We start from the raw sequence: 26,436 nt of genomic DNA, 5'->3' as shown, positions 1-26,436 counted from the left end.
TCACTGCGCCGTCGTGCGGGACGGCGACCAGCCGGGCCGTGGGCGCGGCTCGCTCGACCGTGCGGGCCCGCACGGGGTCCGGCGAGCGCGGTTCTGATCCTCAGCTCCGCGAGTGCCGCTTTCCTCAGCTCCTCGATGTCGCCTCCGGCCGGGCGTGCGGGCATGATCGAGTCTCTGAGGATTCGATGGCGGGGGTGTGGTGTGAGGGATTGGCGGACCGATCCGGCGTTCTCCATGTGCCGGGCACTGGTGGACGGAGCGGATCCGGCCTCGTTCGCGGGAGGCGCGTTCGATGTGCGGGCGGTGGTGGCCGGCATCCAGTCCGGGGCCCACGCCGGGTTGATCCTCGACGCCGTTCCGTGGGGGAACTTCCCTCACGGGCACGATGCCCGGAAGGCCGTTCACCTGCTGCACACCGGGAAGGGCCCCGCGAGCGACGCGACGGGCGGGCTGAGGGGCCTCTGTGCCGACGACAACCGGGCCGCCGTCGCTCTCACCGTACCGTTCCTGATCCCCATCGCCACCGATGCCCACCACCCACACCGTGCCGCCGCCCTCGGCGTCCTCGCCGCCCCGGCCCGCGCCCGGCACTTCGGCGTCGCCTCCCGAGAGGAACTCCTGCTCCACCGCACCGACCCTCGGCGTCACGCCCCCGAGGACTACGACGACTACGGCGTCGAGGTGTCCGGCTACCCGGCAGGCTGGTCGGTGGCCGCAGCTCGCGCCGCGATCACCGCCGAAGCAGCGGCGCTCCTGCCCCTTCTCAACGACTCGGACCCCACCATCCGCATCGACGCCGCCTACGCTCTGGCCACCGCCGCCGACTCCGACCGCACCGTCCGAAGCGGGCTCGCTACCAGGTTCGTCACGGAGCACGACGCCATGGTCCGTGCCGCCCTGCTTCTCGCCATCGCGGAGAGCGGCCGGGCCCACTCGCATCCGCCGACCGTCCGGTGGCTCCGTGAGCGGTGGCAAGACCGGACAGAGGCCCCCGAAGTCCGCCTGGCCGCGGCGATCGGCTGGCTCTGCCTGACGGACGAACCCGCCCCCGAAGACCTCCGCCAAGCCGTCAACACCTTCACCACAGATGAACGCGCGCAGGCCATGGACGCCCTGCCGTGGATGAACGCCGCCGCCGGATCGGGCGAACCGGGACTCCGGCGCTGCGTTCGCCGCATGCTCCACCCCCAAGAGCCCGAACCGTCGGACGACCCGTGGGCCTCCTCGCTTTGAGCGCCCGACCTCGGCCCCCGTTGTGCCTCGGAGTCGTCCACCGGGGCGGGTACAGCGCTCGGTCGCAGCTCGCGGAAACCACCGGCAAGGCACACGGAACCTCGGACAGCGAGTAGGTACGCCAAAGAAGTTGGATCGGAGCCGCATGGAAACAGTGCTCCATCGCTGAGACCTCAGCGATTCGAGCGGGGGAAACCTGAAGCAGTGGAATGATCACGCGGTGGCTGGTGCGATCACGGCATCGGAGCCTTCCCAGAACGGCCTGGTCGTACGCAGGGCGTACGACCAGGCCACGCAGCGCGTCGACGACTCACTCACCGAGGCAGGCCTCGCTCTGTTGGACCCGGTCCAGGTGATGGGCGCGTGGGCGGGCCGCTACACCGAAGCCGCCCTGGCGGCCCAGGCCCGCTTCGTACGCCGGGAGGATCGCCCGGGCAGGAGCCTACCCAGAAGGATCCACCACGGGTCCACCGCGGCTCCACCACCCGGGACTCGGTCAGCGCGCCACGCCCGCAGCCGCTCTCGGACTCCGGCAACGATCGCTCCCGCGTGTGGGTTCTGGCACAGACCTTGGGGAGCGGTCCCGGAGAGTCACCGCGGTGTTCGGGGATACGGGTGTCCTCGCCCCTCCGGTCCAGGCGTCTGCCCGGCGAATCCGGTCGCCCGGTGGGCGCGGCCCGTCGTTCAGTCGTCGGAGTGTTCGCGGCGTAGGTACTCGGAGCGGGATCGGAGGAGATCGAAGGCCTCGTGGATCGAGCAGCCGAGGCGGTCTCGGAACAGCTTGACGCCCTCGTTGTCCCTGCCGCTGAGGATCTCCTCGTCGGCGAAGGAGAGCGGCCCGGCTGTCCATGGGGCGGAAGCGGGATCCCCACCGGGCCAGTCGATGTCGGTCAGGGTGCGGGCATCAGCCGCATGCCGCCCTCCCTGCAGGGGAGGGCGAAACGGCAATCAGTTGAGTTTTCGCCCTGCGGCGGCGAGCTCTCCACTCGGCCGACGGCACGGTCTCCGGTGCCGCACGAACGTGGGGATCAGCGGGCGCTTCCGTACGGCAGGAGTGCCATCTCGCGTGCGTTCTTGATCGCTGCGGCGAGTGTGCGCTGCTGCTGGGCGGTGACCCGGGTGACGCGGCGGCTGCGGATCTTGCCGCGGTCGGAGATGAACTTCCGCAGGAGGTCGGTGTCCTTGTAGTCGATGTAGGTGATCCCGGCGGTGTCGAGCGGGTTGGGGCGGGACTTCACGGGCTTGCGGGCTTCCTGGCGGCGTGCCATGGCGTCTGTCTCCTTGATGGTCGGGGGTGGGGGTCGTTCCGTCGTCAGACGGGGTCGAGGAGTGAGTCGAAGGCGGCGTGCAGGTGTTTCCAGGACTCGCGCCCGGCTGCGTATTCCTCGTCGGTGAGCAGGCAGGATTCGAGGAGGCTCTCCAGCCCGTCTCGGTCGAGGCCAGGTGAGGTGAAGACGAGGTGCTGGCAGCAGTCGCCGTGGTCGGGGTGCCAGTCCAGGGACGCGGCGGCCCTGCGCATCGGCGGGACCAGCTCCCAGGCCGCGTCGGGCAGTGAAGCCAGCCAGGGCCCGGCGTTCTCCACGCACAGCGCCCCGCCGGCGGCGTCCCATGCGAGGAGGGTGTCGGGGCGGTCGGCCAGCCAGAACCTGCCCCGGCTGCGTGCGGCGGCGCAGCACAGGTCCTCCAGCGCCTGGTACAGGCGCTCGGGGTGGAAGGGGCGCTGACGGTGCCAGACCAGCGTGGTGACACCGGCCTCGTCGGCCTCCTGCGGCAGCAGCGCGCACGCGGGGTGCTGCGCCGCCGCGGCGGCTTCGACATCGAAGTGGGCGAGGCACGCGAGGGCGGCTTCGGCGAGTTCGGCGGACTCCGCGGCCACGCGGAGGGCCGTGGGGTGGAGTTGGGCGAGGAGTGCGCGGTCCTCGTCGTCGGCCTCCTCGTTGTCGACGAGCGCGAGGACGGGCGCGTACTCCAGCTGACGGGCCCAGGTGTCGCCGACGGTCCGCTGATCGGTGGGCGCCGCCGCCAGTCCTGCTTCGGCGAGGTCGTCGCCGTTGGAGAGGTAGGGCAGGACGAGCGCGGGGTCCACGGCGGTGATCACATTGGTGAGGAGCATGCCGTCTCCGCCGTGCGCGGCGACGACCTCGGCCATGGCCTTCGGCTCGACCGAGTCCCACAGTTCGACGACGGCGAGACGGGTCAGTCCGCCGTCGGCGAGCCGCTGCAACTCCGGGACCAGGTCCTCGCGCAGGGCGCAGCAGGCACAGTCGTTGACCAGTGGTGCGCCGTCCTCCGACAGGAGGCCGGTGGAGTCGCGGATCAGGCGGCGCAGCGTGCCTTCGGCCGCGCCGGTCAGGTCGTGGTGGAGGGCGACGCTGCCGGGCACGGAGCGCAGGAGCCGGTCGACAACTTCCTTGCGGGCGTCGGCGTGGAGCCCGGCGACGATGACGACGGGCAGTCTGGCGTCCCGGTCCATCAGCGGGCCCCGTAACGGCGCTCGAAGCGTTCGACGCGGCCCGCGGTGTCCATGACGCGTGCGGTGCCGGTGTAGAAGGGGTGGCTCGCGGAGGAGATCTCGACGTCGACGACCGGGTAGGTCTGACCGTCCTCCCACTCGATCGTCTTCTGGCTGGTCATGGTGGAGCGGGTGAGGAACGCGGTGCCGCTCGCGCTGTCGCGGAAGACGACGGGGCCGTAGGCGGGGTGGATGCCGGGCTTCATGAAGGTGTCCTTCGGGGTCGGTGTGGCTGTGGGGTCAGCGTTCTTCGCGGAAGTCGACGTGCCGGCGGGCGACGGGGTCGTACTTGCGGAGGACCATGCGGTCGGGGTCGTTGCGCCGGTTCTTGCGGGTGACGTAGGTGAAGCCGGTCCCCGCGGTGGAGCGCAGTTTGATGACCGGGCGGATTTCGTTGCGTGCCATGAGGCTAGTATATGGGAATGATTTCCATCACCAATACGTGATGGCCACAGAGAGGCAGGTAACACACCCATGTCCGCCCACTGCCGGCTGACCGGCGCCAAGCCGGGCTTCGGCAACAACATCTCCCACTCCCACCGGCGCACCTCGCGCCGCTTCGACCCGAACATCCAGCACAAGCGCTACTGGCTGGCGAGTGAGGGCCGGCACGTACGCCTGCCCCTGAGCGCCAAGGCGATCAAGACGGTGGACACCATCGGCATCGAGGCCGCCGTGGCCCGGATCCGGGCCCGAGGAGGGAAGGTCTGATGGCGAAGAAGAGCAAGATCGCGCAGAACGAGAAGCGCAAGGCGACCGTCGAGCGGTACGCCGCCCGACGAGCCGAGCTGAAGGAGATCGTCCGCCGCCCCTCGTCCACCGACGAGGAACGCCGGGCTGCCGTGGCGGAGCTGCGCCGCCAACCGCGCGATGCGAGCGCCACGCGCGTCCGCAACCGCGACAACGTCGACGGCCGCCCCCGCGGCTACCTGCGCAAGTTCGGCCTCTCCCGGGTGCGCACCAGGCAGCAGGCGCACGCCGGCTTCCTTCCCGGCGTGACGAAGTCCTCCTGGTGATCCCCGCAAGGCGGCCGTGAACCCTGCCGGGCGTCCCCGGGGCAACCAGACGGACGCCCGGCAGGTAGTTGAAAACAATTGCCATAGCGACTCGGAGTGGGTCGCTGCGTGCGACGACCGGCCGGCGCCAAGGGCGGGCCCCAACGGGCGTCGCACGCCGCTCGATTGAGCGACATCCGAAGCGGCTTGCCCTGGGGAGCAGATGGGCCGGGGACGTCGAGGCCGCCGGCGCGTTCGCCGGCGCCGAGCCGGGAATGGCCGAGCCGGTGGTCGACGTCGCCGTCCCTTTCACAGCCCCGCCCGGCCCGGAGGCCGGCGACCCGCCGCGAGGAGCAGGCGCGGGCCCGACCGTGACCGAAGCCGAGTGGTCATACGCGGCGCTGGAGGACTTTTCCACGGAGCAGGGAGTGATCAGCTGTGTCTGGTGAGCAGAAGGCCGAAGCGAAGGTCGAGCAGGGCAGGGGCAAGCTCAAGGACACCGCCGGCCGCCTGACGGGCAACGAGCGGCTGACCGCCGAGGGCCGCGCCGAGCAGGCCAAGGGCGACGCCCGCCAAGCCAAGGAGAAGATCAAGGACACCTTCAAGCGCTGAGGCTCCGCGTCACGTGACGGGTCCGAGACCGCAGTAGTGGTCTCGGGCCCGTCACGCGTGTGCCCGCGCGCCGGGGCGCCGGTCAGGCGGCGGCTGTCTCGGGCCGGCGCAGCTGGGCCTGACCGAAGAGGAGGGCATAGCCGTCGGGGAGCCGGCCGAGGATGCGGGCGAGGAGGTCGGGGCCCGTCAGTCGGGTGACGACGGCGAGTACGGCGCCGGTGTCCCAGGACGAGCACACAGGCCTGCCCAACCTCACGACAGCCACCCAGCACCGCGCCGGCCACCCCACGACAGCAACTCGGCCACGCGGTGGCAACCAAGATCGGCAGCCAACCCCGGTGAGGTCAACGACGACCGAGCGGACCCGGCCGGCGCCCAACCAGCGCCACCCACCCACCCCTTCACATCCAGGAAGCACAGCCGGACACGGAGCGTCCTGGCGGACGGCGAGCACCAGGGGCCGGCATGGCTTCACTCTCGCGAAAGCGGCAGGAGGCCCTTCTTCCTTGCCTCCGCGATCCACCGACCGGCGGTGGCCTCGGATTTCGCCCACCGGGTCGCGATCGCGCGCCGTGGTGAGATGTTGCGCTCCGCCGCCCAGTGGTAGACGGCCACGACACGGTCCAGGTGTTCCTTGCCGCCGCCGTAGGGGCGGTGCTCGCCGTCCGGCGCCATCCCTGTGTCGGCGGCCAGCGCGGCGGTGCGGGTTTCGGTGGCGAGTTTGAGGAGTTTGTCCAGGGGGAGGCGGCGAAGCCATGTCGCGGAGACGGGGTGGCCGTCGGCGGCTTTGGCGAAGAAGCCGTTGGGGAGGGACTCTCCGGGGGCGAAGCCGATGAGGAACGTGTGTCCTTCGTGGCCGGGGTAGTCCTCGATCGTCACTCCGCTTCCGGCATTGGTGATTTTCATGCGGCGCAGCCCCACATCAGTTCTGATCGCATCTTTGTAAGACGCACGTGCAACATTGGTTCAAGTATGCCAACATGGCCGAGCCCCTGCCATCGCACCGCACCGCGATGCCCTGGAGCGTCCACGCTTTCCCGAAGGATCGCCCCTCCATGTCCGGATACGGATACCCGCACAACTCCCAGCCGCCGCAGCCCGCTCCGAAACAGGGCATGAGCACCGGCAAGAAGATCGCTCTCGGCTGCGGCATCCCCGCCGCCTTGGGCCTCCTCGTCCTCGGCGGCTGCACCCTCGTCGTCGGCGAGGCGGCCAAGGAGGTCGGCAAGGAGATCGACAAGAGCTACGACTCCGCGCAGGTCGGCCCGTCCGGAGCCGCCAAGTCGGGCACGCGCGACGAGCCCGACGTCGCCAAGGACGCGGTGCTGTCCGGCTGCAGGGTCAAGACCGGCGACTTCGGCAACAAGGAACTCGACCTGTCGGTCGAGTTCACCAACTCCTCCCCCGACAAGCGCTACAACTACAGCGCCGAGGGCGAGATCCTCGTCAACGGAACCAAGAAGGGCGACTTCCACGGCTTCGCCCAGAACCTCGCCCCCGGTCAGAAGTTCAAGGACGAGGCCGGCGCCCTCGGCTACACCGTGGCCAAGGAAGCCAACAGCGGCGACAGCATCGAGTGCAAGATCGTCAAGGTCACCCGATACTCCTCCTGACCCCCGAACAGCCGGACGAAGACCTCGCGCCTGCGAGGAGCCGCCCGAGCCGACCTTCAGGGACCTCGCGTCACCGCAAGGCGAGGCCCCCTGCCCGGGAAACCAGCAGAGCCGCCCAACAGGCGTCCCGCCCTCCCCCGCGTACGCCCACTGCGACACGCCCCGGGGCAGCCCCGATGGAGCACGCGCGGTGACTACCACCGGGCTGTGCGCCGCATGGAACCGCAGTGCGCGAGCCGCGCGATCGAGGGCGGTTCGCATCCCCTGTGTACCTCGAACGGAGACACCCGATGCCCACGCCACCACCGCAGCAACAACCGGCCGATCCAGCTCACGGCTCGGGCCACATGCCGCCACAACCACCCCCTGGATCGACGCCGCCCCCGACCGGCCGTCGCTTCCCCGCCGCCGCCCTGATCGCCACCGCGGCGGGCGCCGGACTCCTCGCCGGACTCGTCGGCTTCACGATAGGCCGTTCCACCGCCCCCGGGCCCGACCCGGTTGCAGCCACGTCAGGCCCGTCGCCGACCGCCGCTCCGTCCCTGACGCCCACTCCTGCGACCACGTCCATCAGCCCCGCCCCGTCCATCAGCCTCCCCGCCATCACACCTGCCGCTCCCACCCCGACGGCCGTGACGTGCACCGAGTACGCGAAGCTGTCCGACAGGGAGTTCAAACTCCTCGAGAAGAACCCGGCCGATCACCTCGGCAAGTGCTACCGGGTCCACGGGTACGTCACGCAATCCGACAGCTCGACCGGCACGAGCAGCCTGCGCGCCAACGCGTGCGGGGAGAAGCACCAGCCGCAGTACGGGTACATCGCCGACTGCGACACGAACAGCATGTTCATCGACCTCGGCACGACCGGGGCCTCCGCAAGCGGCATGAACGAGATGGTCAAGGGCGACGCATTCGAGGCCGACGTCATCGTCGGCCGCCCCTATACCTACTCCACCACCCTCGGCGGACAGCTCACCGTGCCCTCCTTCGGTGTCAAAAAGATCACCCGATACGCCTCCACCGACTGACCCACGGCAAGGACTCTCCCGATGCCCCAACCCACCGCCGAGATCACCCTCTCCGGCACCCCCCACCGCCTCACCCGCGAAGCCGTGGAGTACGCCGCCACCACACTCACCCCCGCGGACAGCACCGAAGGCCTCCCCTACGTGTGGTACGCCCTCGTCGGAAATCACCTCCACTACGTCGTGGCACTGGCCGCCGCAGCGACCAATCAACCGCTTCCCTCTCGACCGGACAAACACGTCCGCGACTCCCGCCTCGCCCTGAAGAAACTCGGCTTCCCGATCGTCTGCTGGGCGGACACCAAACTCCTCGACAGAGGACACCCCTTCCACACCGGCTGACTCCCGACAGTCGGCCCGGAACACCCCACCGCCACCCTGCAGGCCGCCCCCCAGCATGCCGATCTCGATCCCACAGCAGCGCCTCCGCGCCCAAAGCTCCCAACCTGGCGCAGCCGGGTATCGGCCGCTCCCGGGGCGAGGGGGGCGGGGCGCTGGGTGGCGCAGTGACTCCACCACCGAAGAGTTCTGCTGAGAGGACATCATCTGCGTACTCTGCTGCGACAGGCGGGTCGGTTGGTGATGGAGGTTCAGTGACAGCGCAGGATGCGCCGGTGGCACGTCTACGGGTTCGGAACAACGGTGCTGAGCTGTTGGAGTTGGTCCTGGAGTGTTACGGGAGCGACCACTGGCTGCGTCCGGGTGAGACCTTTGTCGTTTGGACGGTCGGTTCCTCCGAAGGTGATCCCTGGCCTGGGACGACACTCGGCAACGAGCCCTTCGAGGTGGACTACCGGCCAGGTTCGGTAACGGTGCATTTCAACGGCGTCCACGGATATGTCACGGATGTCGCCGGCAACGAGATCGACTGCGGCCACCGACGCCCGGCCGACGCTGAGAGTGTGTGACCCTGCCGTCCGCGGAGGGTCAAGCCGCCTTCAGTGGCCGTCCGCCCCAGCGGATGCCTCGTTCGCTGCGAATGCGGGCGCGTTCGCGTCGTTGGGCGGCCAGGACGTCGGGGTGTCGGGCGTTCTTGTTCCGCCGGCGCAGGTGGGTGTGCAGGGCCCGGGTCTGGACGGTGTGGTTCGGATGGTTCGAGTTGGCGAGGGTGAACTGCCGTAGCGGTCCGAAGTGGGCTTCGATGGGGTTGGCCCAGGACGCGTAGGTGGGTGTGAAGCACGGCTCGACCTTGTTCTTCGTCGCCCACCGGCGGATCTTCCAGTTCAGGTGGGCGGAGAGATTGTCGAGGATCACGTAGATCGGGGCATCGTCCTGTCGGGCGGCTCGGATCGACCGCAGGGCGGACCAGGTGTGGTCGATGCCCTTGTGGCGGCGGTTGACACCCCAGAGCTTGTCGTCCCCGACCGAGTAGCAGCCGTGGAAGTAGGTGATGCCATGGGTGCGGCGGTAGGTGGCCGGCTGCCGGTCGGGGCTGCCCTGCCTCTGCCAGCAGGAGCCGGCGGTGGGGCGGATGCCCAGCGGCCCGAACTCGTCGAAGGCGAACGTGCGGTCCGGCCGCTCGCTGAGCGCGTACTCGATCCGGGCGAGCTTGGCGTCGAACTCCGGATCCGGGGATTCCTTCCAGGTCTTCGTACGCTGCAAGGAGATCCCGCGGCGGGCCAGTAAGCACCGCAGTGCCTCCCGGCCGATCTGGACGGGTCGGGTGATGTTCCTGCGCAGGTGATCGGCGAGCTTGCGGATGGACCAGCGGGTGAAGGGCTTGCCCAGGACGGTCGGGCGGGTGGTGGCCGTCTGGACGACGAAGTCCTCGTCGTCACGATCGAGAAGGCGGGGACGGTCTCCCGCCCAGCGAGGGTCCAGGCATGCGAGCCCGATCTCGTTGAACTTGTGGATCACGCGGCGGACGGTGTCCTCGTCCGCCTGGACCAAGCGGGCTACGACGGGGACCGTGCTGCCGCCGGCCGAGGCCAGCAGCATCATTGCCCGCCGGAACCGCACCGAATTCGTGCTGCCTCGCCGGACGATGTGCTGGAGCTTCTGCCCCTCCTGCTCCGTCAGTCCGCGAACCGAACCCGGGCCGGTTGTGCCATCCCGCCTCCCCACGCTGGGTTGGAAGAACTCATTTCCAACCAGCGCAACGGGCAACCCGGCGAACCTTCCCGGTCACAGCACTAGTGTGATGCGCCAGAAATCCTAAGGGTTAGTTCTGCTCTGCTTTCGGGGCGGTGGTTCCGACCTTGGTGAGGTAGTCGGCGAGGCATTTGAGGATCTCGTCGGCGGTCTTGGTCCAGGTGAAGGGCCGCGGGTTCCCGTTCCAGGTGTCGATCCATGCGGTGATGTCGTCCTCCAGTGCCTTCACGGAAGTGTGGACGCCGCGGCGGATGAGCTTGTCGGTCAGCAGGCCGAACCACCGCTCCACCTGGTTCATCCAGGAGGAGCCGGTGGGGGTGAAATGGACGTGGAAGCGAGGGTGTTTGCCGAGCCACGTCCTGATCTCGGCGGTGTTGTGGGTGGCGTAGTTGTCACAGACGAGGTGCACGTCGAGCCCGGCGGGCACCGCCTTGTCGATCCGGATCAGGAACTTCTTGAACTCGATCGCCCGGTGGCGGCGGTGCAGGGCCGATATGACGGTGCCGTCGGCGATGTTGAAGGCGGCGAACAGGCTGGTGATGCCGTGCCTCAGATAGTCGTGGGTCCGGCGCTCGGGCATGCCCGGCATCATCGGCAGCACCGGCTGGGACCGGTCCAGCGCCTGGATCTGGCTCTTCTCGTCCACACAGAGCACAACCGCCTTCTCGGGCGGGTGGTGGTACAGGCCGACAACGTCGACGACCTTGGCGACGAACTGCGGATCGGTGGACAGTTTGAAGGAGTCCTGCAGGTGGGGCTTGAGGTCGAACCGCTTCCAGATCCGCCCGATCGTCGACTTCGACAGGCCGGTGCGCTGAGCCATCGAGGCCCGCGACCAGTGCGTGTCCTGGCCCGGGAGCGACTCCAGGGTGGCCACGATGACCTCCTCAACCTGGTCGAGGAGGATCGAAGGCGGCCGGCCCGAGCGTGGCTCGTCATGCAGACCATCAAGGCGTTTTGCGATGAACCGGGCCCGCCAGCGGTCCACGGTCGACCTGTCGATGCCGAGGTCGGCCGCGGCCTGCTGGTTCGTCCCGCCCTCCGCACAGCGCAGCACGATCTTCGCCCGTAACGCGAGGAACTGGGCGGTCTTCGCCTGCCGTGCCCACTGCCGCAACTGCCCGCGCTCAGCATCGTCGAGGACCAGGTCGGCCTTCGGCCGGCCAATCCAGCCCGCGTCCTCAAGCCCGGCCACCCGCTCCGCGGCGAACGCCCGGCGCCACTTGCCGACCGTCCTGGCCTGGACACCCACGAGTCGTGCGACACCCGCGTTCGACATGCCGTCAGCACACGCCAGGATGATGCGGGCCTTCTCGGCCGAGCGCCGATGCGGCATCTTCGTCCGGCGCACCAACTCGGCGCGCTCGGCCTCGGACAACGTGATCGCCACAGCAGAAGGCCCCGAACGCGACATGACAACAAGGTACTTTCTAACCCTTAGGATTTCTGGCGCATCACACTAGCCAGGGCATGTATCGGGTTGCGAGAGACCTGCGGATCTCCGGTATCTTGAACGCGTTCAAGATACCGGAGTCAGGGGTGGGTCATGCAGGCCACTACTCGAGCGGGCATTCATCCATGGCAGTTCGGCCTCGTGCTGTCTGCCGTGGTCACACCTCTGCCGGTGCTGACCGTATGGTTCGCGGGGTCCGGCGGCCTCGCCCTCGCCCTCCCGACCGCCGCGGTGGTCTCCGTGCCCTTGTTCCTTCATGCCCGGCCGTCCGGTTTCGTCTACGTCACGGGCAGCATCGCGGCACTACTGGTGCTGTGGTCGTTCGTCGGCGGCATGGCGGGAATGTTCCTCTTCTTCCCCTCGGCGCTGCAGCTCCTGCTGGCCACCGGGGCGGACCCGCGCGAACGCCCAACCGCGGCCAAAATCATGGTCGGTGCAGGACTCCTCCTGTCGGCGGTGGTCATGACACAGTCCTTGAGGAGCGGAACGCCCTATTGAGGCGTGCCCACCCAACCTTCGCCAGGTGGGCAAGTCCTTGACCACCTTCGGTTCGCCGAAGCGTAGGCCGCGTGCGGGGCCGGCCCGGTCATGGCGTGGAAGTACAGATCGCACTCGTCGGTCAGTTCGGGGTGGTCGCGTTCGGAACGGCGTTGGGCCTGGTTGAGGAAGGCGAGCCCGCCGCCTGGGGCGTAGGGGGCGTCCCGGTCGTACGCCATCAGCTCCCGGGTGCCCCACCGGTCGGCGCAGTACAGCACCTGGTCGAGGTCCTGGGTGACGAAGGCCTCCCCGTAGGGGCGCGTGTGGCCGCGGGCCGTGCCGTTCTCGTCGAGGACCGGGAAGAGACCGCCGCTGTACGGCTCGCCTACGCGCGGTCGCTGCCCTACCGGGCGAGGGGAGGCGGTTGCCCATGCCCGGGAGCCGTTACGGGGCGGGAGTGAACTCCACAGGTATTTCCTGGCAGCCGGCCGCGATGTGCAGCAGTCGCTCCAGCTCGCGATGGCAAGTCCTCAGCGGAGCTTGGTCGCAGGTGGGGGGTCAGGGGCCGTGGCGGGCTGCCATCGTTTCGTCGCGTGGGGCAGGGCGCCGGCTGCTGACGCACCCGTTGGAGGGAAGTGCACTATCCGGCCCTTCGACCCGCTGACCGTCACCCAGTTGGCCCCGCCGTACCTGTGGACGGGTACGGCGACACGATGAAGCCTCTCCTGCGAGGGTTCGGTCCTCGTCTCTCCTCGTCCGGGCTTTGGTCCACGGTCAGGGTCTTCTCGTCCTGGCCACGGGATTCCCGGTGCACGCTGTCGGTGCATCCAAGGTCAGGCATCCGGCGGGAGGTTTCCGTGAGCACGACGTCCTTTTCGAGCCACTGTCTGGTGGCCGCGGAGGAGTTCATCGCGAACGAGTACGGCCCGGTGAGGATTTCCAGCACGGCACGACGGCCGGAAACGGTCATCGTCCGCCGCAAGTTCGCCGAACTCGACGTCGACAGTCTCGCATTCCGGTATGAAATGGACTACCGGTGGGAGGGCCTGGACCGACTGTGCCTGATGCGTGTGGGAAGCGGCTTCCTCTCCATTCGCCGCGGATCGGAGGTGCACGCGTGCGGACCGGGTGGCGTGCTGATGTTGGGGCTTCCCGGCGAATCCCACGACGGCACCTGCGTCAGGAGCGGCCTGACGGCCGTCCTGCTCGATCCGAAGGCGATCAACAGGGTCACGGGAGCCGACCCGGACCGCCCCTGCCCCGTGGCCGGAGTACGACCCGTCTCCGCTGCCGCCGAGCGGCGCATGGCGGCCGGCATGTCCTACCTCCTGAAGCTGGCCGAGGCAGACGTGCTGGAGAGCCCGCTCGTGGTGCGCGGGATCACCGATTTCACGGCCGCCCTCATCCTGGCCTGTTTCCCGCACACGCTGACCGACGAGCAGGCGTCCGGTTCGACGGGGCGGATGCTGGGGACGACGTGGTCGAGGGCGGTGGCGTTCGTCGAGGAGAACGCCGGCCTACCGATCGGGCTGGGCGACATCGCAGCCGCGGCCCGGGTCTCATCGCGCGCGGTGCAGTACGCCTTCCTCCAGCACGCCGGCATCACCCCCATGGCCTACCTGCGCAAGGCCCGACTGGAACGAGCCCACGTCGAACTCGTGGTAGCCGACCCCCACTTGACGACCGTGGCGCAGATCGCCTCGAAGTGGGGATTCACCAACGCCGGCCGCTTCGCCATGCTCTACAGACAGGCCTACGGTTGCGCGCCCTCGGCCATCCTGCGCCGCGACTGAGGCCAGCGCGGACGGTCGGCGCGGGCGGGGCGCCCGTCGGAGGTCACCAGTAACGCAGGGTGGTGGAGGGGCTGACGCCGTAGGCGGCACGGTAGGCGGTGGTGAAGCGGCCGGCGTTGGAGAATCCCCAGCGGGCTGCGATCTCCTTCACCGATCCGCCGGCGCTGGGGTCGGCGGCCTTCAGCTCGGCGTGGGCGCGCTCGAGACGGACGCGCCTGAGGTAGGCGTGGGGGGTGGTGTCGCCGTGGCGGGCGAAGGCGTAGTGCAAGGAACGCGGGGTGACGCGCGCGGCCCGTGCGATGTCGCTCAGCTTCAGGTCGCGATGGGCGTTGTCCTGGATGAAGCAGACCGCGCGCCGCAAGGTGGCGGGGCCCGCATCCCGGGTGTCGATCAGAGTCGGTTCGGCCTCGACGACATCGTTGGGGAACGCGGTCAGGATCGCGTGGGCGAGGGTCTGGCAGGCCGAGGACACCATCAAAGGTGCGCGGGCCACCAGGGGGTTGGCGAGCACCCCGTCTCGGAGGTAGAGCAGCGAGGCCTTCACCAGCTCCGCGGCCGCCTTCGAGCAGGGCCTGAACGCGGTGAACCGCACGCCTCGTTCGTATTGCCGTGACCCTGCCGGTGCGGTGTCCCGAACCAGCTCGGGGTCGATGATCGCGCCGAGGGTCTGCATGCGCCGGACCGTGGCGTGGAACGGACCCGGTGACAACAATGCGAGGTCCCCGCCACACGTGAATTCCCGAACTCCACCTCTCCGATATTCAATGGATCCCGCAAGAATCACAGCGAGGAGGATTCCGTTCATTTCCTCCAAATCGGCCGAGAAATCAAAACCGAATCGAGCATCATCGAGAACCAGGTGTTCCGTGCCGATGCGGGCAATATACGTATCCTTGTCCGGCTGGGCCGACCGAACGTTTGCCTTGCCGAATCCGGTGCGCGTCAAGAACTCCGCGAGGTCGCCGTCTTCAATTGAGAATGCTTGCTTCATTCCGACCTGGCCACTCTGTTTCCGCTGCTGTGCCGACGGGGTCCGGGCTCGGCGGCTCAAGGGTGCATGAGCCGGGGAAGTTACCCGCAGGTTCCTCGCGTCGTTCACCCGATGAGGGCGGGCTACAGCGCCGACCTTGACGACGAGAGTGGCGGTTCTGGTCCCTGGAGTCGGCCTTGTCCTGGCCGACGGGGTACGCCTGCGGAGGCTGGAGGCCTGCCGAAGTGGGGTGGGGTCCCATCCCGCAGCGCTCCCGGAATTACCGTCGCGACGCACGCCCCATATCCCCGATACGAAGTGGTGACACACCCCCTTCGCATTGCGTCCCGGATTCTCCACAAAATCGTGCACAACTCGCTGGATTCCCGGAGTCCACCTCTGGGGCTTTCACCTTTATGTGACTGTTGGGCCTTCCAGTCCCTTTCGGTGAGAGTGTCTCGACATGCTGTGGCGTGTCTGAATGACCGGGCTATTCGGCTTTCTGTATAGATCTGCCTGGACCTGGCCGGTCGTCCCCCCGGGAAGCGGGGCGACCGGCCGGGTGGTCAGTCAGTCCATCCAGGATGAACCGGAGTGGTAGATGGCTCAGGACCGAAGGTCGGGCATGCGGCGGGCGCTGATGGGCGCAGCCGTGGCCCTGGTGCTCGCGACGACGGGTGCGGGGGCGGCGGTCGGTGCGACCGGGCCCGCCGGGGGGAAGCAGCAGGTGTCCGGCGCGAAGGCCCCGGGGGCGAAGGCGTCCCGTTCCAGCAAGGCGATCTGTCCGCCCGGCCCGATTTGGGGCAACACGGGTGGCAATGCGCGTCGGCTGTTCCAGTACGACTCGGACGGCAACCAGCTGTCGTCGGCGCCGCTGGCGCACGACTACGGCGACATCGCCTTCACCGGCGACGGCTCCGTCCTCTACGGCGTGGGCTTCCCCGGCAGCCTCACCGGGACGACGCTCTACACCGTCGACCCCGTGACCGGTGCGGAGACCGCGAACGTCCAGATCACCGGCCCGATCGCCGCGATCGCGACCCCGGGGTCCCCGTACAGCAACATCAACGCGCTGTCGGCGCGGCCCGACGGGACGCTGCTGGCGGGTTCGTACTCGACCTCGCAGATCTACGTGATCGACCCGACCACCGGGGTGAGCAGCAACTTCTCGGCGTCGTTCCCGGCCGGCTGGGTCTCCGCGGGTGACTTCCTCGCGCTGGACGACGGCGACATCCTCGCCTTCGGCTCGCCCGCCGGAGCTCCGTTCGGCACTCCGTCGGGTGTCTTCCGGATCCACCCGGACAACACCGTCACGCAGATCGGCACCATGCCGCAGATCTTCGGTGCGGCGCAGTCCGGGAACCTGCCCTACGGCTTCGGCTCCGGCGGTGACATCATCCAGCTCACCAGCCTGCCGACCGCCGCGTCCACGGATCCGCTGCCGGTGACGATCATCGCCTCGCCGGCGGTGGGTTTCTACGGCGGCACGTCGGCGCAGGACGCCGGTACCTGTCCGGTTCCCACCTACACGGTCGAGAAGTCCGCCTCCACCACCGGGCCGGTGAACGCCGGTGACACGATCACCTACACGGTGAAGGTCACCAACACGGGCACGGCGGTCGCCAACGGCGACTTCACCGACGACCTCTCCGGGATCCTCGACGATGCCGCCCTGGTCCCCGGCTCGGTCACCGCCACCTCCGGCACCGCGCAGGTCGTCGGCAACAACCTGAACTGGACCGGCGTTCTGCAGGGCGGGGCCGTCGCGACCATCACCTACCAGGTGCAGGTCAACAATCCCGCTGCCGGGAACCTGAGCCTGGCCAACACGGTCACCCCCACCGCCGAGGGCGGCTCCTGCACGACGGCGGGCGGTTGCACCGTGACCATCCCGGTCAACGGCACCCGGAGCATCACGATCGTCAAGTCGGCCGGTGAGGACGCCTTCACCGGGCCGGGTCAGACGGTCCACTACAGCTACCTGGTGACCAACACCGGAACCGTCCCGGTCTCGTCCCTCTCGGTCTCGGACAACGGTCCGGGTTCGCCGCAGGTCTCCTGCCCGGTGACCACGCTGGCCCCGAACGCGTCGACCACGTGCACGGCCAGCCACGTCACGACGGCCGCCGACGTCACGGCCGGGAAGGTCGTGAACACGGCGACCGGCAACGGCACCACCCCGGGCGGCGCCCCGGTCACCGCCGGCAGCAACACGGTCACCGTCCCGTACGCGGGCATGAAGGTCGTCAAGTCCGCGCTGGAGTCGAGCTTCTCGGGCGCCGGCCAGACCCTGCACTACAACTTCACCGTCACCAACACCGGCCAGACGACGCTGAACGACCTCGACGTCACCGACAACGCCCCGGGTACCCCTGACCCGCAGGTGACCTGCCCCGTCGACAGCCTGGCCCCGGGTGCCTCGACGGTCTGCACCGCCACCTACACCACCACGGCGGCCGACGTCGTGGCGGGCAAGGTCGACGACGTGGCCGCGGCTACGGCCACCACCCCCGGCGGGACTCCGGTCACCGGCACCAGCAACCCGGTCAGTGTCCCGGCCGTGGGCACTCAGCCGAAGCTGAAGGTGGAGAAGGACGTCGAGGAGACCGCCTACTCGGCGCCCGGTCAGCTCCTGCACTACACCTTCACCGTGACCAACGTCGGCACCGTCCCGGTCTCCGGGATCAGCGTCACCGACATCGGCCCGGGCAACCCGCCCGTGACCTGCCCGGCCACCACCCTGGCCCCGGGCGAGTCGACGATCTGCACCGCCACCTACACCACCACCGAGGCCGACATGGAGTCCGGCCGGATCACCGACGTCGCGAAGGTGATCGGCACCGGCCCGAACGGACAGCCCGCCAACGCCACCAGCAACACCGTCACCATCGTCTCCTGCGCCCCCTGCCAGGACCACGACCACGGCGGCTGCAAGGGTGACCACCCCCAGGGCAAGCCCCACCAGGGAGGCCACCCCCACCAGGGAGGCAAGCCCGGCAAGCCGGGTAAGCCCGGCCAGGGCTGGGACGGCAAGAAGAAGGCCCACAAGGCCTGACCTCCCCCTGTGACTCCTCCCGGCTGTTGACGGTCCGGTTCCCGCCGACAACCGGGAGGGCCGGCCCTGGACGGGTCCTGACCAGGCTCCGAGACTTCAGGAGCCGCCCGGGGCACTTCCCTCACACGGTTTCGCCGCGTCCGCCTCGTCAGGGCTGACGCGGCGAGACCGTCTCCTCGCGGACGATCCGTTGATCGTTCCCGCCCGGGCCCCGGCACCGCTCGCGCAGCGTGAACACGAGGCCTGCCGGTGCCCGGGGCCAAGTCCCGCTCCTCTGTCCCTAGGAGACAGTCAATGGTCCAGACTCCCGACAAGACGCTCGCCGGGAAGGTCGCTTTCGTCGGCGGCGCGTCCCGCAACCTCGGTGGGCTCATCAGCACCACCATCGGCGCCGAGGGCGCCAAGGTCGCCGTCCACTACAACAGCGACTCGGCCCGGGCCAAGGCCGAGGACGTCGTCGCGGAAATCAACGCCGGCCCCGGCGAGGCCTTCGCGATCCAGGCCGACCTGACCAAGGTCCCCGAGGTCGAGCGGGTCTTCGACGAGGTCGTGTCCCGCTTCGGGAAGCTCGACTACAGCGTCAACACCGCCGGCATGGTCCTCAAGAAGCCCCTCACCCAGATCACCGAGGAGGAGTACGACCGCATGTTCGCGGTCAACTCCAAGGCCGCGTTCTTCGTCATGCGCGAAGCCGCCCGCCGCATGGAGGACGGCGGCAAGATCATCACCATCGTCACCTCCCTGCTGGCCGCCTACACCGGCCTCTACGCCTCCTACGCCGGCAGCAAGGCCCCCGTCGAGCACTTCACCCGCGCCCTGTCGAAGGAACTCTTCGGCCGGAACATCTCCGTCAACAACATCGCACCCGGGCCGATGGACACCTCCTTCTTCTACCCGGCCGAGGACGACGACTCCGTCGCCTACCACAAGTCCTCCGCCATGAACGGCGACCTCACCAAGATCGAGGACATCGTCCCCTGGGTGCGCCACATGCTCACCGACGGCTGGTGGGCCAACGGCCAGACCCTCTTCCTCAACGGCGGATACACCACCCGCTGACCCACCCGGTCCGGTGCGGGGCACCTCCACGGTGCCCCGCACCGGACCGTCGCGCACCCCCCGCTCCCGCTTCCCCACTCGGAGACCGTCATGCCCGCGCACATCGATGATCCTGCCGTCGCCTCCTTCGTCGCCGCCGTCAACGCCGGTGACCGCGAAGCCTTCTTCGCGACCTTGACCCCGGACGCGACCATGTCCGACGACGGCACCGACCGCGACCTGACCCAGTGGGCCGACCGCGAGATCTTCACCTCCCGAGGCCGCATGGACGTGGAGTCCACCACCCCCGACGGCCGCACCCTCACCGCCGTCTACACCAACACCACCTGGGGCGCCATGCGCACCCGCTGGTCCTTCACCGTCACCGACGGCAAGATCAGCCGCTTCGAGACCGGACAGGCCTGAGAGGCACCATGACCAGTCCGAACCTCAGGCCGGCATCCTCTTGGTACCGGCCGATGACCGCGCGCCGTAGCGACGAGCAACATCGCGTCTCCACCAACCTGGAACTCTTCTTCGACCTGTGCTTCGTCGCCGCGGTCGCCCAGGCAGCCATCGCCCTCGAACACGAGGTCGCCGCCGGCCACGTCGGCCACGGCGTTCTCGGCTACGTGTTGGTGTTCTTCGCGATCTGGTGGGCGTGGATGAACTTCACCTGGTTCGCCTCCGCGTACGACACCGACGACGTCCCCTACCGCCTGCTGACCCTGATCCAGATCACCGGCGCACTCGTCATGGCCGCCGGCACGCAGGCGGCGGTCACGGACTACGACTTCACCGTCATCACCGTCGGCTACGTCATCATGCGCCTCGCCATGGTCACCCAGTGGGTGCGCGCCGCCCGCACCGATCCCGACCGGCGGGCAACCTGCCTGCGGTACGCGGTGGGCATCCTCGTCGTCCAGGCGGGCTGGGTGGGACGTCTGTTCCTCCCGGGGGACTGGGGCCTGGCCGGCTTCGGCGTGCTGGCCGTCGCGGAGCTGGCCGTGCCGGTGTGGGCGGAGCGGGCCGGGAACACCACCTGGCACCCCCACCACATCGCCGAACGCTACGGCCTGTTCACCATCATCGTCCTCGGCGAGTCCATCACCTCGGCCACCGGAGCCGTCCACGGCGCCCTCGACACCGACGCCTCCTTCGCGACCCTCGCCGCGCTCTCCGCCGGCGGGATCCTCACCGTCTTCGCCCTGTGGTGGCTCTACTTCGCCGACTCCGCACCCCACCGGCTACGCTCCCTGCCCGCCGCGATGCGTTGGGGCTACGGCCACTACGCCCTCTTCGCCGCCACCGCCGCCGTGGGAGCCGGGCTCGCCCTGAACACCGCCGCGGCCACCGGCCACACCGAGGTCACGCACACCGTCACGGCCGCCGCCTACACCCTGCCCGTCGCCGTGTACCTCCTCGTCCTGCGCCTCCTGCAACGCGGTGCCACCCCGGACCCGCTCCTCGACGCCCTCTGGGTCACCGCCGCGATCGCCGTCGGCCTGGTCACCTTCACCACCGGCGCCCTCCCCGTCCTGCTCACCGGCCTGATCGCGACCGCCCTGGCCGCGCTCACGACGTTCCTGCCCGACCGCAAGGGCGCGACCGCCCCGGGTACGCCACCGGCCTGACACCTCTCGGCCTGCCTGAACAACCCTGCCATGACGCAAGGAGCGCCCATGTCTTCCCTCACGGTCCTGGTGACCGGTGCCGGCACCGGAGTCGGCCGGCAGACCGTCGAAGCACTCGCCGATGCCGGCCACACCGTCTACGCGACCCTCCGCGACATCGACGGCCGCAACGCCGAGCGCGCCGAAAGCCTGCGCGAGCGCGCCCGCACCACCGGCACCGACATCCGCGTCATCGAACTCGACGTCGCCGGCCAGGACTCCGCGAACACGGCCGTCGCCGCCGTGCTGGCCGAGCAGCCGTCCCTCGATGTCGTCGTGCACAACGCCGCCCACCTGGGAGCCGGGGTGAACGAGGCCTTCACCGACACCCAGCTCGCGGCCGTCCTCGACACCAACACCATCGGGCCGCACCGCGTCAATCGCGCGGTCCTGCCCCACATGCGCGCCCGACGCCAAGGACTCCTGCTCTACATCGGCTCCACCACCGCCCGCATGATCTACCCCTTCCAGGGCCCGTACGAGGCGAGCAAGGCGGCGATGGCCTCCCTCGCAGAGGTCACCCGCTACGAGGTCGCCCCGTACGGCATCGACGTCGTCATGGTCGTCCCCGGTGCCATCGTCAGCGGCACCGCCCACTTCAGCGAGGCCACCCGCCCCGCCGACACCGCCACAGCGGCCGCCTACACCGAACTCGACGGCATCGAGCAGCACATCATGGACCGCCTCGCCGAACTCAGCCCACCCGGTTCCACGCCCCAAGCCACCGCCGAGGCCGTCGTCCGCCTCGTCGGACTGCCTTTGGGGCAAAGGCCGTTCCGCACCCCGGTCGACGCCCTCCACGACGGGGCGCAGCAGCTCGACGACCTCGCCAGCGAACTGCAGTCCGCGCTCATGGGCCGCCTCGGCATCGACCGGCTGCTCCAGCCCGCCCTGCCGCCCGCCGCCGGGTAGCCGCCCCGGCGAAGAGGAGCAGCACCAGCAGGTGGGCGTGGGCATCGCAGCCCGTGCCCCGGCCTTCGCTGCCTGAAAACCACGGATATGACGTCACCGGCCCCGCGAGACGAAAGCCGCACATTCAAGGCAGGAGAACCCCTCCGAAACCCGCACGCCGGTCACCTCCACGAATTCCGCGGTACAGGCCCGGTCCTGGACAAGTCGTCTGGCGGCCTTGCGGAGAAGGCCACTTGGCGAACACCGGACGTCCCGGCTTCGCTCTCAGTACAGCCGCAGACGGTGCGATGCGGTCCAAGCGGCTGAGCTTTCGCCGTACCGGGCGTGGCGCAGGAGCGGATCCAGCGGCCGAATCGATGATCGCCCCGCAAGTATCGCTTGTACTGAATCCGCGTTTCTGCGCAGGAAGAGGAGCTATGTCACGAAGACATCTTCACGCCGTGATGGTTGTCGCGCTCACCACCGGGACGATGATCGCGCCCTTGGCCCCTGCCTTCGCGGACGCCGCCACCATGCGCTTCGACCAGCCGTACGTGCCGCTCATCCAGCCGGGCCAGTCAGCCCAGGTCACCGTCATCGGGACCAACGGAGCGGGCGCCGCCCTCATCTCCGCGTTCCGTATCACGGCCCCCGACCAGACGACGTTCACCCAGAACCAGTACTTCGTCAACGGCGTCGCCGGCACCATGCCGTGCACGCTGTCCAACGCGAACCGGCTGCTGACCTGCACCGCCACGCCCGGGAATGAACCCTCCTTCCCGGCCAACGACCGAACCCGGCTGTCAGTCGCCGTGACTGTCGACGCGGGTGCGCCCGACGGTGTCACCCTGCAGAACGGCGAATGGGACATCGACTCGGGATACCCGGACGCACCCGTGTCCTTCGCGGTGGCCACGCCGGTGCCCGGCCCGCCCGGACCCGCGGGCAGCGACGGATCGCCAGGCACGGACGGTCTCCCCGGAAGCCCGGGCGTGAACGGTACGGACGGTACGCCTGGCCAGCCGGGACCGACCGGCCCCGCCGGCCCCACCGGCCCCACCGGCTCACGCGGCCCCTCCGGCGCTCCCGGTCCCGTCGGTCCGCCCGGTGCGGACGGCGCGCCCGGTCCTGGCGGCAAGGACGGTCTCCCCGGAACGCCGGGCGTGAACGGTGCGGACGGTACGCCTGGCCAGCCGGGACCGACCGGCCCTCCCGGCCCCACCGGCCCCACCGGCTCGCCCGGCACGGACGGCGCCCCGGGACCCTCCGGTACGGACGGCGCCCCGGGCGAGAAGGGCGACCCCGGAACTCCCGGCACCCCGGGCGTGGACGGTACGAACGGCTCGCCGGGCGCGGACGGTGCCCCTGGTCCCGTCGGTCCGCCCGGTGCGGACGGAGCGCCCGGTCCTGGCGGCAAGGACGGGCTCCCCGGAACCCCGGGCGTGAACGGTACGGACGGTACGGACGGTACGCCTGGCCAGCCGGGACCGACCGGCCCTCGCGGTACGGACGGCGCGCCGGGACCCTCCGGTACGGACGGCGCCCCGGGCGTGGACGGTACGAACGGCTCGCCGGGCGCGGACGGTGCCCCTGGTCCCGTCGGTCCGCCCGGTCCCGTCGGTCCGCCCGGTGCGGACGGAGCGCCCGGTCCTGGCGGCAAGGACGGGCTCCCCGGAACCCCGGGGAGCCCGGGGGCGGTCGGCCCGGCCGGGCCTGCGGGTCCCGCCGGACCCAAGGGCGACCCGGGCACCTGCAACTGCTCGCACGACTCCCACAAGGGAAAGGGCAAGGTGATCTCCAAGGAGCCTCTGGTCGTACGATCCGGGCCGGGTACCTCGTACCGGGCGCTTGGCAAGCTCCAGCCGAGCACCACGGTCGCCGTCCAGTGCAAGGTGAACGGCGAGAAGGTCGGCGACAACAAGCTCTGGTACCGGCTCACCGGTGACCGCGGCTGGGTCCCGGCCAGGTATGTCGTGGACAAGTCGCCCATCCCCTACTGCTCTTCCTGACCCGATCCGCCGGGCGGGCGGGACACCCCGTGCAGGGAGTGTCCCGCCCTCCGCCCGCCCACAGGTACGAGGTGAACCCCATGACGACGCAGACAGCGGACACCGCCGTCACCGTTACGCAGACCGCCGACGCGGCCACGCCGACCCGCCGCGGTTCCGCGGTGCACAAGGACGCCGTATGGAGGCTGCCCACCACGGTCTGCCGCGTCACCGACCTGCTCGGCGCCCGGGCCTCCGGCGCGCTCCTGGAACGCGCCATCGAGACCGCCGCGGGTTCCATGAAGGTCTCCACCATCCGGGACGGAGAGGTGGTGCCGTCCTTCCGGAGCTCACGCTCCGACGGCAGCTTCCCCGCACCCGAACTCATCACCGCCATCGAAGAGATCCTCCCCTCGGTCGAACAGGCCCTCGGTGTGTCCTGCCCGGACAGCGAGATCACCTACGGCCTGAACGTCCACAACGACGGAGACTTCTACCGCGCCCACCAGGACGTCGGCAGCCAGGACTTCGCCTCCAGGCGGCGCCTCACGTTCGTCTACTACCTGCACCGCACCCCCCGCCCCTTCGAAGGCGGCGCACTGCGCGTGTACGACGGCGCGACCTCGCTGCACCCGGGCGGAAGGCCCCTGGAGTGGGAGGACCGCGCCTGGCAGGACTGGGGACCGGACCACGACAGCATCGTGTTCTTCCTGCCCGACAAATGGCACGAAGTACGTACCGTCCACTGCCCGAGCAAGCAGCACCAGGACAGCCGCTTCGCCGTCAACGGCTGGCTCTGCACCCCGGCCCCGGCACCCACCCCCCTCCCGGCCCAGGCCTGACCGATTCCCCGCGCCCCACGGGGCGACGGACCGAGGACAGTGAGCGAGACCTTGCCCAGTTCCATCACCGAGCCGACCCCGGTGTCCCGAACCACGAAGCCTGAACCGGCGACCCCGACGGCGGCCGTCCGCTCCGCGCTCTGCCCGGACGCCATTTGGCGCCTGCCCGTCCCGGTCTTCCACGTGCACGGGCTACTCGGGGAGCGAGTGTCCGCACGCCTGCTCGAACGCGCCGTCACCGCCGCCGCCGGCACCCTCCTACCAGCCACCGTGGGGGACGCCGCAGAGGTGAATGCGGCGGTGCGCCGCTCCCACGAGGACTTCCACTTCGACCTGCCCGAGCTCACCGCAGCGATCGACGAGTTGCTCCCCGGGATCGAGCGGACGCTCGGTGTGTCCTGCCACGACACCGAGCCCCTCTACAGCCTCAACGTCTACAACGACGGCGACTTCTTCGTTCCGCATCAGGACTCCTGGGACACATTCCGCCCCAACCGTGTAGTGACCTTCATCTACTATCTGCACCGCACTCCCCGCCCCTTCGAAGGCGGCGCACTGCGCGTGTACGACGGCGGGACCTCACTGCGCCCCGGCGGACGACCGCCGGCCTGGGAGGATCGGACGTGGCGGGACTACGAGCCCGATCACGACAGCCTCCTGATCTTCCGCCCCTCCACCTGGCACGAGGCACGCGTCGTCCACTGCGCGGGCAAACAGCCTCAGGACAGCCGCTTCGCCGTCAACGGCTGGCTGACCCGACGCACCCCGGCCACCGCCTGAGAGCTCGTCCGAAGATCGCGTCAAGCCGACCTGGCCCTGGGTACAGGGACCCGCCGACGGTCATGGGTGAGGGAGAGTCGTCCCGGGCCGCCGTGCTCGCCTCGGCGCCGCTGCCGGGTGGGGTCAGCCGTGTTCGGAGGGACCCCAATCCCTCCGAACACCGGCCTTGCCGACGAAGCCTGAGGCCGCCACACGAATCACGGCCCCTCCCCTCCAACCCCGTCAAGCGCACACTCCATCAACCGACTCAGCGTGCTGGACGCAGGTGGTCGAACCTGCGCCTCCCCCGGCGTCTGGCTCGCTGGACGCAACGGGGTAAACGATCGTTCGTCAGGGCAGCGACCGTCAAGCGAACGACCACCATTGTGACACGTGTCATCACGGTCCGATCCGTCACGTGACCTGGATGGATCGGGGTGATTTCGTGGCGGAATCCGCCTGGACCCGTAGATTGTGAGCAGGGTGGTTCGCTGGTGCACCAGATGGTGATCCCCAGCGGACGGGGGCAGTGGGCCGCGATGGGTGAGAACGACGGCACCGACCGGCGGGATCCGGCCGGGCGACTCGACTTTCTGATGACGACACCTGTCCATGCTTGGCCTGGGACTGCTTCCGTCGAGGTGTCTGGTTGGATTCGGAACGTGAACAACGGTAGCCACGAGGAGTCAGGTCTCTCCAAGAGCGTCTGGAGCGACGCCGATTTCGAAGAGATGGGGTGGCACGACGCGACGATCTGTGGCCTGTGCGTCCAGCCACCAGACGACGTTCTTCCGCGCCTTCTCCTCGACCTCGATTACATCGTTCGTTGGGTCCACCCGGTTCCGCCTGCGACACACTTCTCTTTCTGGGTCTCTCCGGCGACACTCGTCTTCGATGATGTCTTCGACCTCGAGGGCGACCTCGCCTTCACAGGCATTGACCTGAAACTGCAAATCGACCGGGTACACCGGCTGGTGGTGGATGACGGCCGCCCGAACTTCGCGCACTGTCCGCTCTGGCACATCGAGGGCAACGCGTTCGACTTGAAGTTCCGGGCCTCGGGCTTCCGTCAGTACCTCCGACAGCCTCCGAAGCTCATGTCCCGGCAGGCATTGCCCCATGCCGAACGTGGAGGGTACGGCTTCACCGAACTCGGCTTCAGCTGACCGGTGACCGGTGGCCGGTGACCTGCCCAGGCACCCGCCGACAGCGAGCACGGCAATGAGATTCTCGGCCGGCAGGAACGGCTGACACCCGATCGGGACGGGGCGGTTTGTTCCGGAGCGGCCGCGGCGGCGAGCATTCGGCTCGCGACGGACCACTTCCCGACTGGGACGCGGGCGGGGACGAGATCGACCGGCGAGACCACCAGCCGGCCGCGATCTCGCGCCCTGTCACATCCGAGAGGCCGCTGCC

The 26,436-nt window shown here is 69.4% G+C and carries 30 protein-coding genes and 1 pseudogene; 20 read left to right on the top strand and 11 right to left on the bottom strand.

The window, feature by feature from the left end:
- Positions 1-201: 201 nt before the first annotated feature.
- A complete protein-coding gene (locus ACZ6ZI_RS21775; protein ID WP_469523380.1) occupies positions 202-1,233 on the top strand; it encodes a hypothetical protein in 1,032 nt (343 codons plus the stop codon).
- A 220-nt stretch (positions 1,234-1,453) separates the two neighbouring features.
- Positions 1,454-1,609: pseudogene (locus ACZ6ZI_RS21770) on the top strand (winged helix-turn-helix transcriptional regulator); the annotation flags it as partial.
- Between the two features lie 308 nt (positions 1,610-1,917).
- Here the strand turns inward: ACZ6ZI_RS21770 and ACZ6ZI_RS21765 are convergent.
- The 5 genes from ACZ6ZI_RS21765 to rpmG all read right to left on the bottom strand — a co-directional run bounded on the left by ACZ6ZI_RS21765 (position 1,918) and on the right by rpmG (position 4,150).
- Entirely contained in the window at positions 1,918-2,181 is a 264-nt protein-coding gene (locus ACZ6ZI_RS21765; protein WP_469523457.1) for a hypothetical protein, read from the bottom strand.
- Positions 2,182-2,261: 80 nt separating this feature from the next.
- Positions 2,262-2,501, bottom strand: coding sequence for a 30S ribosomal protein S18 (gene rpsR, locus ACZ6ZI_RS21760; protein WP_469523378.1), 240 nt, complete (start codon positions 2,499-2,501; stop codon positions 2,262-2,264).
- 44 nt (positions 2,502-2,545) lie between these two features.
- Entirely contained in the window at positions 2,546-3,706 is a 1,161-nt protein-coding gene (locus tag ACZ6ZI_RS21755; protein WP_469523377.1) for a GTP-binding protein, read from the bottom strand.
- Positions 3,706-3,951: a type B 50S ribosomal protein L31 gene (locus ACZ6ZI_RS21750; RefSeq protein WP_469523374.1), complete on the bottom strand. Its 246-nt coding sequence runs from the start codon at positions 3,949-3,951 to the stop codon at positions 3,706-3,708. Before ACZ6ZI_RS21750 ends, ACZ6ZI_RS21755 begins: the two co-directional genes overlap by 1 nt.
- Positions 3,952-3,985: 34 nt before the next feature.
- The gene (gene rpmG / locus ACZ6ZI_RS21745; protein ID WP_030493469.1) at positions 3,986-4,150 is read right to left on the bottom strand and encodes a 50S ribosomal protein L33; all 165 of its coding nucleotides are present in this window, start codon (positions 4,148-4,150) and stop codon (positions 3,986-3,988) included.
- Positions 4,151-4,219: 69 nt separating this feature from the next.
- Between rpmG and rpmB the strand changes: the two genes are divergently transcribed.
- The 3 genes from rpmB to ACZ6ZI_RS21730 all read left to right on the top strand — a co-directional run bounded on the left by rpmB (position 4,220) and on the right by ACZ6ZI_RS21730 (position 5,352).
- Positions 4,220-4,456: a 50S ribosomal protein L28 gene (gene rpmB / locus ACZ6ZI_RS21740; RefSeq protein ID WP_469523372.1), complete on the top strand. Its 237-nt coding sequence runs from the start codon at positions 4,220-4,222 to the stop codon at positions 4,454-4,456.
- Positions 4,456-4,761, top strand: coding sequence for a 30S ribosomal protein S14 (rpsN, locus tag ACZ6ZI_RS21735; RefSeq protein ID WP_469523370.1), 306 nt, complete (start codon positions 4,456-4,458; stop codon positions 4,759-4,761). The genes rpmB and rpsN overlap by 1 nt, the downstream gene beginning before the upstream one ends.
- Before the next feature lie 417 nt (positions 4,762-5,178).
- Complete coding sequence (locus ACZ6ZI_RS21730) at positions 5,179-5,352, top strand: CsbD family protein (protein WP_469523368.1); 174 nt, start codon at positions 5,179-5,181, stop codon at positions 5,350-5,352.
- An 82-nt stretch (positions 5,353-5,434) separates the two neighbouring features.
- Here ACZ6ZI_RS21730 and ACZ6ZI_RS21725 read toward each other — a convergent pair whose 3' ends face one another.
- Positions 5,435-5,590 (bottom strand): hypothetical protein, encoded by a 156-nt coding sequence (locus ACZ6ZI_RS21725; RefSeq protein WP_469523365.1) that lies wholly within the window; start codon positions 5,588-5,590, stop codon positions 5,435-5,437.
- Positions 5,591-5,823: 233 nt separating this feature from the next.
- A complete protein-coding gene (locus tag ACZ6ZI_RS21720; RefSeq protein WP_469523363.1) occupies positions 5,824-6,258 on the bottom strand; it encodes a hypothetical protein in 435 nt (144 codons plus the stop codon).
- Positions 6,259-6,407: 149 nt separating this feature from the next.
- Here ACZ6ZI_RS21720 and ACZ6ZI_RS21715 point away from each other — a divergent pair, with 149 nt between their 5' ends.
- The 4 genes from ACZ6ZI_RS21715 (at position 6,408) to ACZ6ZI_RS21700 (ending at position 8,898) form a co-directional block, all read left to right on the top strand.
- Complete coding sequence (locus ACZ6ZI_RS21715) at positions 6,408-6,965, top strand: hypothetical protein (protein ID WP_469523359.1); 558 nt, start codon at positions 6,408-6,410, stop codon at positions 6,963-6,965.
- Positions 6,966-7,597: 632 nt separating this feature from the next.
- Positions 7,598-7,993: a hypothetical protein gene (locus ACZ6ZI_RS21710; protein ID WP_469523356.1), complete on the top strand. Its 396-nt coding sequence runs from the start codon at positions 7,598-7,600 to the stop codon at positions 7,991-7,993.
- 21 nt (positions 7,994-8,014) lie between these two features.
- Entirely contained in the window at positions 8,015-8,332 is a 318-nt protein-coding gene (locus tag ACZ6ZI_RS21705; protein ID WP_469523354.1) for a hypothetical protein, read from the top strand.
- Between the two features lie 251 nt (positions 8,333-8,583).
- Positions 8,584-8,898 (top strand): hypothetical protein, encoded by a 315-nt coding sequence (locus ACZ6ZI_RS21700; protein WP_469523350.1) that lies wholly within the window; start codon positions 8,584-8,586, stop codon positions 8,896-8,898.
- Between the two features lie 19 nt (positions 8,899-8,917).
- Here the strand turns inward: ACZ6ZI_RS21700 and ACZ6ZI_RS21695 are convergent, their stop codons facing one another.
- The gene (locus tag ACZ6ZI_RS21695) at positions 8,918-10,054 is read right to left on the bottom strand and encodes an IS630 family transposase (protein WP_469523347.1); all 1,137 of its coding nucleotides are present in this window, start codon (positions 10,052-10,054) and stop codon (positions 8,918-8,920) included.
- Positions 10,055-10,151: 97 nt separating this feature from the next.
- The gene (locus tag ACZ6ZI_RS21690; RefSeq protein WP_469523345.1) at positions 10,152-11,495 is read right to left on the bottom strand and encodes an IS630 family transposase; all 1,344 of its coding nucleotides are present in this window, start codon (positions 11,493-11,495) and stop codon (positions 10,152-10,154) included.
- A 132-nt stretch (positions 11,496-11,627) separates the two neighbouring features.
- On the opposite strand from ACZ6ZI_RS21690, the gene ACZ6ZI_RS21685 reads away from it, so the two are divergent.
- Positions 11,628-12,032, top strand: a complete 405-nt coding sequence (locus tag ACZ6ZI_RS21685) for a hypothetical protein (protein ID WP_469523343.1) — start codon at positions 11,628-11,630, stop codon at positions 12,030-12,032.
- A gap of 869 nt (positions 12,033-12,901) precedes the next feature.
- Positions 12,902-13,804, top strand: a complete 903-nt coding sequence (locus ACZ6ZI_RS21680) for a helix-turn-helix transcriptional regulator (RefSeq protein WP_469523340.1) — start codon at positions 12,902-12,904, stop codon at positions 13,802-13,804.
- 43 nt (positions 13,805-13,847) lie between these two features.
- On the opposite strand, the gene ACZ6ZI_RS21675 is transcribed toward ACZ6ZI_RS21680, so the two are convergent.
- Positions 13,848-14,795, bottom strand: coding sequence for an AraC family transcriptional regulator (locus ACZ6ZI_RS21675; RefSeq protein ID WP_469523337.1), 948 nt, complete (start codon positions 14,793-14,795; stop codon positions 13,848-13,850).
- 580 nt (positions 14,796-15,375) lie between these two features.
- Here ACZ6ZI_RS21675 and ACZ6ZI_RS21670 point away from each other — a divergent pair.
- The 5 genes from ACZ6ZI_RS21670 (at position 15,376) to ACZ6ZI_RS21650 (ending at position 21,452) form a co-directional block, all read left to right on the top strand.
- Entirely contained in the window at positions 15,376-17,829 is a 2,454-nt protein-coding gene (locus tag ACZ6ZI_RS21670) for a DUF7507 domain-containing protein (RefSeq protein WP_469523335.1), read from the top strand.
- A 294-nt stretch (positions 17,830-18,123) separates the two neighbouring features.
- Positions 18,124-18,888, top strand: a complete 765-nt coding sequence (locus ACZ6ZI_RS21665; RefSeq protein ID WP_469523331.1) for an SDR family oxidoreductase — start codon at positions 18,124-18,126, stop codon at positions 18,886-18,888.
- A 90-nt stretch (positions 18,889-18,978) separates the two neighbouring features.
- Positions 18,979-19,293, top strand: a complete 315-nt coding sequence (locus ACZ6ZI_RS21660; protein ID WP_469523328.1) for a nuclear transport factor 2-like protein — start codon at positions 18,979-18,981, stop codon at positions 19,291-19,293.
- Positions 19,294-19,301: 8 nt separating this feature from the next.
- Positions 19,302-20,501 carry a low temperature requirement protein A gene (locus ACZ6ZI_RS21655; protein WP_469523325.1) on the top strand — a complete coding sequence of 400 codons (1,200 nt, stop codon included), beginning with the start codon at positions 19,302-19,304 and terminating at the stop codon, positions 20,499-20,501.
- Positions 20,502-20,549: 48 nt separating this feature from the next.
- The gene (locus ACZ6ZI_RS21650) at positions 20,550-21,452 is read left to right on the top strand and encodes an SDR family NAD(P)-dependent oxidoreductase (RefSeq protein ID WP_469523321.1); all 903 of its coding nucleotides are present in this window, start codon (positions 20,550-20,552) and stop codon (positions 21,450-21,452) included.
- A gap of 433 nt (positions 21,453-21,885) precedes the next feature.
- Here the strand turns inward: ACZ6ZI_RS21650 and ACZ6ZI_RS21645 are convergent, their stop codons facing one another.
- Positions 21,886-22,188, bottom strand: a complete 303-nt coding sequence (locus ACZ6ZI_RS21645; RefSeq protein WP_469523318.1) for a hypothetical protein — start codon at positions 22,186-22,188, stop codon at positions 21,886-21,888.
- A gap of 1,033 nt (positions 22,189-23,221) precedes the next feature.
- Between ACZ6ZI_RS21645 and ACZ6ZI_RS21640 the strand changes: the two genes are divergently transcribed.
- The 4 genes from ACZ6ZI_RS21640 (at position 23,222) to ACZ6ZI_RS21625 (ending at position 26,186) form a co-directional block, all read left to right on the top strand.
- A complete protein-coding gene (locus ACZ6ZI_RS21640) occupies positions 23,222-23,440 on the top strand; it encodes an SH3 domain-containing protein (protein ID WP_469523316.1) in 219 nt (72 codons plus the stop codon).
- Between the two features lie 80 nt (positions 23,441-23,520).
- Complete coding sequence (locus tag ACZ6ZI_RS21635) at positions 23,521-24,261, top strand: 2OG-Fe(II) oxygenase (protein ID WP_469523312.1); 741 nt, start codon at positions 23,521-23,523, stop codon at positions 24,259-24,261.
- Positions 24,262-24,468: 207 nt separating this feature from the next.
- On the top strand, positions 24,469-25,041 hold the full coding sequence (locus tag ACZ6ZI_RS21630; protein ID WP_469523309.1) for a 2OG-Fe(II) oxygenase: 573 nt from the start codon (positions 24,469-24,471) through the stop codon (positions 25,039-25,041).
- Positions 25,042-25,514: 473 nt separating this feature from the next.
- A complete protein-coding gene (locus ACZ6ZI_RS21625) occupies positions 25,515-26,186 on the top strand; it encodes a hypothetical protein (protein ID WP_469523307.1) in 672 nt (223 codons plus the stop codon).
- The last annotated feature ends 250 nt before the right edge of the window (positions 26,187-26,436 follow it).

It is taken from the genome of Streptomyces sp. NPDC103540 (genome assembly GCF_055584445.1).
The sequence above is the reverse complement of the archived record's forward strand: the minus strand, read 5'-3'. Positions and strand labels throughout refer to the sequence as shown.

Excerpts from the sequence above, each read along its gene's own strand:
- rpsR (WP_469523378.1), bottom strand. The coding sequence starts at position 2,501 with ATGGCACGCCGCCAGGAAGCCCGCAAGCCCGTGAAGTCCCGCCCCAAC.
- ACZ6ZI_RS21755 (WP_469523377.1), bottom strand. The coding sequence starts at position 3,706 with ATGGACCGGGACGCCAGACTGCCCGTCGTCATCGTCGCCGGGCTCCAC.
- ACZ6ZI_RS21750 (WP_469523374.1), bottom strand. The coding sequence starts at position 3,951 with ATGAAGCCCGGCATCCACCCCGCCTACGGCCCCGTCGTCTTCCGCGAC.
- rpmG (WP_030493469.1), bottom strand. The coding sequence starts at position 4,150 with ATGGCACGCAACGAAATCCGCCCGGTCATCAAACTGCGCTCCACCGCG.
- rpmB (WP_469523372.1), top strand. The coding sequence starts at position 4,220 with ATGTCCGCCCACTGCCGGCTGACCGGCGCCAAGCCGGGCTTCGGCAAC.
- rpsN (WP_469523370.1), top strand. The coding sequence starts at position 4,456 with ATGGCGAAGAAGAGCAAGATCGCGCAGAACGAGAAGCGCAAGGCGACC.
- ACZ6ZI_RS21720 (WP_469523363.1), bottom strand. The coding sequence starts at position 6,258 with ATGAAAATCACCAATGCCGGAAGCGGAGTGACGATCGAGGACTACCCC.
- ACZ6ZI_RS21715 (WP_469523359.1), top strand. The coding sequence starts at position 6,408 with ATGTCCGGATACGGATACCCGCACAACTCCCAGCCGCCGCAGCCCGCT.
- ACZ6ZI_RS21705 (WP_469523354.1), top strand. The coding sequence starts at position 8,015 with ATGCCCCAACCCACCGCCGAGATCACCCTCTCCGGCACCCCCCACCGC.
- ACZ6ZI_RS21690 (WP_469523345.1), bottom strand. The coding sequence starts at position 11,495 with ATGTCGCGTTCGGGGCCTTCTGCTGTGGCGATCACGTTGTCCGAGGCC.
- ACZ6ZI_RS21685 (WP_469523343.1), top strand. The coding sequence starts at position 11,628 with ATGCAGGCCACTACTCGAGCGGGCATTCATCCATGGCAGTTCGGCCTC.
- ACZ6ZI_RS21675 (WP_469523337.1), bottom strand. The coding sequence starts at position 14,795 with ATGAAGCAAGCATTCTCAATTGAAGACGGCGACCTCGCGGAGTTCTTG.
- ACZ6ZI_RS21670 (WP_469523335.1), top strand. The coding sequence starts at position 15,376 with ATGGCTCAGGACCGAAGGTCGGGCATGCGGCGGGCGCTGATGGGCGCA.
- ACZ6ZI_RS21665 (WP_469523331.1), top strand. The coding sequence starts at position 18,124 with ATGGTCCAGACTCCCGACAAGACGCTCGCCGGGAAGGTCGCTTTCGTC.
- ACZ6ZI_RS21660 (WP_469523328.1), top strand. The coding sequence starts at position 18,979 with ATGCCCGCGCACATCGATGATCCTGCCGTCGCCTCCTTCGTCGCCGCC.
- ACZ6ZI_RS21655 (WP_469523325.1), top strand. The coding sequence starts at position 19,302 with ATGACCAGTCCGAACCTCAGGCCGGCATCCTCTTGGTACCGGCCGATG.
- ACZ6ZI_RS21650 (WP_469523321.1), top strand. The coding sequence starts at position 20,550 with ATGTCTTCCCTCACGGTCCTGGTGACCGGTGCCGGCACCGGAGTCGGC.
- ACZ6ZI_RS21635 (WP_469523312.1), top strand. The coding sequence starts at position 23,521 with ATGACGACGCAGACAGCGGACACCGCCGTCACCGTTACGCAGACCGCC.